We start from the raw sequence: 5,503 nt of genomic DNA on the forward strand, positions 1-5,503 counted from the left end.
CCTGTACTCTTAGTATGAAGTCGATATGACATAACAGCTGAAAAGCCTGTTCTCTTTTGCGTAGCATCAATCACATTGCTTTTTTAGATCGAGTCGCTCCGACTTCAACCATAACTAACGCTATCTTCCCCACATATTTCATCAAAATGCATTCCCGTGTCGCGATTTAACATGCTAAAGTTAACAATGCGTTAACAATTATAAATACAATGAGAAGACATGGAGTCACTTAAAATGAATCAGCCGAATCTAAATAGCGCTGCTGGTTGCGCTCTCCCACCACCAAATGAAATGATCCTCAAATGGGCTCAAGAGCGTCCAAATGAGGTCTACCTAAAACAAATTATTAACCGACAATTTGTTGAGTACACATTCTCTGATGTTGCAGATCAAGCCTTAAAACTTGTCAGCGCACTACGCTCACTTGGTGTAAAGCCTGGCGACAAAGTCGCATTAGTATCTAAAAACTGTGCAGAATGGTTTATTTGCGATCTTGCTATGATGCTTGGTGACTATGTCAGTGTGCCAATCTTTCCTACCGCCGGTGCAGACACCATCGAATACTGTGTGACTCATAGTGAAAGTAAAGCGATCATTGGCGGAAAACTCGATGATCCCAAAGCAACTCAGCAAGTCATTGATGCTATGCCTGAACTCATTAGCATCGCTCTACCTTATGACACGGCACCAAAGTGTAAGCACGAATACCAAGCGCTCATTGCTGATGCAGTGCCAAGTAAAGAGCGTCCGCAGCATTACGATGACAAGCTAATGTCGTTGGTGTATACCTCAGGCACATCAGGGTTACCGAAAGGCGCGATGCTAACTTACGGCGCATTCAGTTGGTCTGTTCAGCAACTGATCAATCATATTGGTATCCAAGAAAACGACCGATTGTTCTCTTATTTACCGCTCGCTCATATTACAGAGCGTGTTTATATCTTCGGTTCATCGATTATGGGTGGCGTGCCAACAGCATTTCCAGAGTCACTGGACACTTTTATCGAAGATGTGAAGATGCACCGACCAACTCTGTTTATCTCCGTCCCACGATTATGGACGCTATTCCAGCAACGTATTCAAGACAAACTTCCACAGAAGAAGCTCAATATTCTGTTGAAAATCCCATTCGTCAATTCTTTGATCAAGAAAAAGCTAGCAGATGGTCTAGGTTTAGATCAGGCTCGAGTATTAGGCTGTGGCTCTGCACCTGTCTCGCCAGCGCTGTTGGAATGGTACCACTCAGTGGGCCTTGATATCACAGAGGCTTGGGGGATGACGGAATCATTTGCCTACAGCACGCTCAACTACCCATTTAGAGCTGACAAAATCGGTAGTGTCGGTAATGCAGGACCAGGCATTGAGTTAAAAATCGCAGCTGATGATGAAATCATGGTGCGTGGCAAAGGGCTATTTTCTGGCTACTACAAAAATGACATTGCCACCCAAGAGTCTTTTGATTCAGAGGGCTGGCTACACACAGGCGATATCGGCGCTATCGACTCAGATGGTTATCTAACGATTCAAGGCCGTAAAAAAGATAACTTCAAAACCGCCAAAGGTAAATTTGTCTCTCCGGTTCCTATCGAGAAAAAGCTTTTCGAGTACAGTCGCGTAGAGATGATGTGTCTCATCGGTTTAGGGCTACCCGCTCCGATTCTTTTGGTTGTGCCACATGACTTCCCTAACTTTGATCGAGAGCGATACGCACGTACCACACGTAAAGTTATTGCCAGGATGAATCAAGAACTCGCCTCTCATGAGCAAATCAAAGGTGTGTTAATGATTAAAGAACCTTGGAGTATAGAAAATGGCGTACTGACGCCAACGCTTAAAATTAAACGTCATGTGCTCGAACAAAAGTATCATGAGATAGGCCACAATTGGCCAAAAGATGAATTGGTCGTGTGGGAAGAAGACTTGTAATTTTGCTTGCACTCCTCAACACCATTGGGGAGTGCAACTTAACTTTGAGCTTGAATCAAACTCATAAACTACTCTCTCCAGAATGGCTTACTCACTTCACAACTAATCTCCCTTTCACCTAACCCAATATCGTCCCAAAGGTGCTTTGGTAACTCTCTCAAGTGACGACGTGTCTTATAGTTCCTTCTCCAAGCCGCCAGTTTAGAATAAATTAACTGTAACCCGCTCTGATGGGCAGTAGGTATAGTACGCTCACAAGTGTGTGTCATGTTTTCCATTTCAAAGATCCCTATACAATGTTGACCACTTAATAATCAGCGACTACGCTGATATCCTCAAACGATAGAATCTGCCATAGAGTTAAGGAAAACTAATGTGAAAGATCGAATGCCTCCCTTACAGGGCTTGTATTACTTTTTCGTTGCAGCAAAGGAAGGAAGCTTTAAAACGGCAGCAAAAGAACTGTTTGTTACGCCAGCGGCCATTAGTCAGCAAATTCGTCATTTAGAAGAGTTCTTAGGCACGGACCTATTTGTTCGTCAGCACAGAAAAATCGTGCTCACACCTGAGGGAGAGCTACTGTTTAGTCAGGCAGAAAGAGGGTTTGCTCATTTGCAGCAAGGGGTAAGATTAGTCAATCAAGATCCAAACCCGAACCACCTTTCGATATCAACACTCCCCTCTTTCGCTCATCATTGGTTAGTCCCGAAAATTACGGCTTTTCGTCAGCGTCACCCTGATATCGCCTTGCTATTAGAACCAACCAATGATTTGGTGTCTTTTCAAGATAGCCAGATAGATTTATGTGTTCGTTACGGTTTAGGAAAGTACCCCAATTTAGAATCACAATGGCTAATGGACGAAGCTTTTTATCCAGCTTGTCATCCGGTGTACCAGAAAGAGCACGGGATCTATAACATCGAGGATTTAAGCAAAGCTGAGCTGATTGAAGATGTTTGGCCTGATCTTGATTGGAATATGTGGTTAGCAACCTTGGGTCACTGCGCAGCAAAGCCTACCTTAAAATACAGTGGATCACATCTCGTGCTTGAGGCTGCACTATCACTTCAAGGCGTGGCATTAGTAAAACACAGTTTAGCTCATCAATATTTTCGTTCTGGCAAATTGGTCCGAATTGGAGATATCGCTATCAAGCCCAACTTTGCGTATTACTTGTGTGCGCCAAAAGGCTACTTAAAAAGACCTAAAGCTCAATTGTTTGCGCAATGGTTGAAGGAAGAAATAGAAATATTTGAAAAGTCAGTGGTACCAGACTTTAAGACCATTGACCTAAAAGGCAACAGCACTAGAACGGCATCATAACAATCATCAAAACAAACGCTAAATAGGAATAAAACAAACACGCTCTGCGTATAAGACTGCTAAATACAAAAAGCCCCGCACTAAGCGGGGCTTTCAAGTTATAGAGTTAACTTAAGAATTACTTCTTAGCATTACGCTCTTTAACGTCAGCAATTACTTGCTCTGCAACGTTTGTTGGACATGGTGCGTAGTGTGAGAACTCCATAGAGAACTGACCACGACCAGAAGTCATAGTACGTAGAGTACCGATGTAACCAAACATTTCTGATAGAGGTACATCACCCTTGATACGTACGCCAGTAGAAGCTGCTTGTTGGTCTTTGATCATACCACGACGACGGTTAAGGTCACCGATTACGTCACCAACGTGATCTTCTGGAGTGAACACGTCAACTTTCATGATTGGCTCAAGAAGTTGCGCGCCAGCTTTAGGCATAGACTGACGGAATGCACCTTTCGCTGCGATTTCGTAAGCGATAGCTGAAGAGTCAACTGCGTGGAAACCACCGTCGAATAGTTCAACTTCAACGTCTAGAGTAGGGAAGCCAGCTAGAACACCGTGCTCCATCATTGACGCAAAGCCTTTCTCAACTGCAGGCCAGAATTCTTTAGGTACGTTACCACCAACAACTGTTGATTTGAACGTGAAGCCAGAGTTTGGCTCACCTGGTTTGATGCGGTAGTCGATCTTACCGAACTGACCAGAACCACCAGACTGTTTCTTGTGCGTGTAGCTATCTTCGATTGCTTGAGTGATAGTTTCACGGTAAGCAACCTGTGGAGCACCAACTTCTAGCTCAACGCCGTAAGTACGCTTAAGGATATCTACCTTGATGTCTAGGTGAAGTTCACCCATACCTTTCAGGATAGTTTCGCCTGAATCTTCATCAGTCTCAACTTGGAATGATGGATCTTCTGCAACCATTTTACCGATCGCGATACCCATCTTCTCAGAACCGCCTTTATCTTTAGGCTTAACTGCGATAGAGATTACTGGATCTGGGAAGATCATTGGCTCAAGAGTACATTCGTGCTTAGGATCACATAGAGTGTGACCAGTTTGAACGTTCTTCATACCAACTACAGCGATGATGTCACCAGCTTGTGCTGAATCGATTTCGTTACGCTCGTCCGCGTGCATCTCAACCATACGGCCGATACGCTCTGTTTTACCAGTTGCAGAGTTAAGGATTGTGTCACCTTTCTTCATCTTACCAGAGTAGATGCGGATAAAGGTTAGAGCACCGAAGCGGTCATCCATGATCTTAAATGCAAGAGCACGTAGTGGCTCGTCTGCAGATACAGTCGCAACTTCACCAGTTGGCTCACCAGTCTCTGAATCAGTTAGAGGCTGTGGATCAACTTCTGTTGGAGATGGTAGGTAATCAATTACCGCGTCAAGAATAAGTTGGATACCTTTGTTCTTGTACGCTGAACCACAGTAAGTTGGGAAGAATGCTAGATCACGAGTACCTTTACGGATACAACGTTTGATGTCTTCTAGAGATGGCTCTTCGCCTTCTTCTAGGTAAGCCATCATTAGATCTTCGTCTTGCTCTAGAGCAGTTTCGATTAGCATTTCACGGTATTCAGCAGCTTTCTCTACCATGTCTGCTGGAATATCTTGAACTTCGTAGTTCTCTGGTTGGCCAGACTCATCCCATACGTAAGCTTGTTGGCTTAGTACGTCTACAACACCTACGAAATCTTCTTCGATACCGATAGGTAGAGTCATAACTAGAGGTGTAGCACCTAGTACGTTCTGTACTTGATCTACAACTTTGTAGAAATCTGCGCCCATACGGTCTAGTTTGTTAACGAAGATCAGACGTGATACGTGTGATTCGTCAGCGTAACGCCAGTTAGTTTCTGACTGAGGCTCAACACCACCAGAACCACAGAATACACCGATACCACCGTCAAGTACTTTTAGAGAACGGTAAACTTCGATAGTGAAGTCAACGTGTCCAGGAGTATCGATGATGTTTAGACGGTGATCGTTCCAGAAACAAGTTGTTGCTGCAGACTGGATTGTGATACCACGCTCAGCTTCCTGCTCCATGAAGTCAGTAGTAGTTGAACCGTCGTGAGTGTCACCGATCTTATGGATCTTACCAGTTAGCTTTAGGATACGCTCTGTAGAGGTAGTTTTACCCGCGTCTACGTGAGCAAAAATACCAATGTTTCTGTATTTTGATAAATCAGTCATTGTCTTACTCTGTTAATAAGGTATAAAGTGCGCGCAGAGTATATC

General features: G+C 44.0%; 4 protein-coding genes. 2 read left to right on the top strand and 2 right to left on the bottom strand.

The window, feature by feature from the left end; genetic code table 11:
• Positions 1-234: 234 nt before the first annotated feature.
• Positions 235-1,926 carry an AMP-binding protein gene (locus CAG68_RS18755; protein WP_025768211.1) on the top strand — a complete coding sequence of 564 codons (1,692 nt, stop codon included), beginning with the start codon at positions 235-237 and terminating at the stop codon, positions 1,924-1,926.
• A 68-nt stretch (positions 1,927-1,994) separates the two neighbouring features.
• On the opposite strand, the gene CAG68_RS18760 is transcribed toward CAG68_RS18755, so the two are convergent.
• Positions 1,995-2,204, bottom strand: a complete 210-nt coding sequence (locus CAG68_RS18760; RefSeq protein WP_005380156.1) for a DUF1127 domain-containing protein — start codon at positions 2,202-2,204, stop codon at positions 1,995-1,997.
• A gap of 97 nt (positions 2,205-2,301) precedes the next feature.
• Between CAG68_RS18760 and CAG68_RS18765 the strand changes: the two genes are divergently transcribed.
• The gene (locus CAG68_RS18765) at positions 2,302-3,249 is read left to right on the top strand and encodes a LysR substrate-binding domain-containing protein (RefSeq protein ID WP_017820432.1); all 948 of its coding nucleotides are present in this window, start codon (positions 2,302-2,304) and stop codon (positions 3,247-3,249) included.
• A gap of 118 nt (positions 3,250-3,367) precedes the next feature.
• Here the strand turns inward: CAG68_RS18765 and fusA are convergent, their stop codons facing one another.
• Positions 3,368-5,458 (bottom strand): elongation factor G, encoded by a 2,091-nt coding sequence (fusA, locus tag CAG68_RS18770; protein ID WP_005386444.1) that lies wholly within the window; start codon positions 5,456-5,458, stop codon positions 3,368-3,370.
• Positions 5,459-5,503: the final 45 nt, after the last annotated feature.

It is taken from the genome of Vibrio sp. V42_P2S4T144 (genome assembly GCF_009904715.1).
In the GTDB taxonomy this organism is placed as follows: Bacteria; Pseudomonadota; Gammaproteobacteria; order Enterobacterales; family Vibrionaceae; genus Vibrio; species Vibrio alginolyticus.

Bases quoted from the DNA above. Each gene is read 5' to 3' on its own strand.
- fusA (WP_005386444.1), bottom strand. From the start codon at position 5,458: ATGACTGATTTATCAAAATACAGAAACATTGGTATTTTTGCTCACGTA.
- CAG68_RS18760 (WP_005380156.1), bottom strand. From the start codon at position 2,204: ATGGAAAACATGACACACACTTGTGAGCGTACTATACCTACTGCCCAT.
- CAG68_RS18755 (WP_025768211.1), top strand. From the start codon at position 235: ATGAATCAGCCGAATCTAAATAGCGCTGCTGGTTGCGCTCTCCCACCA.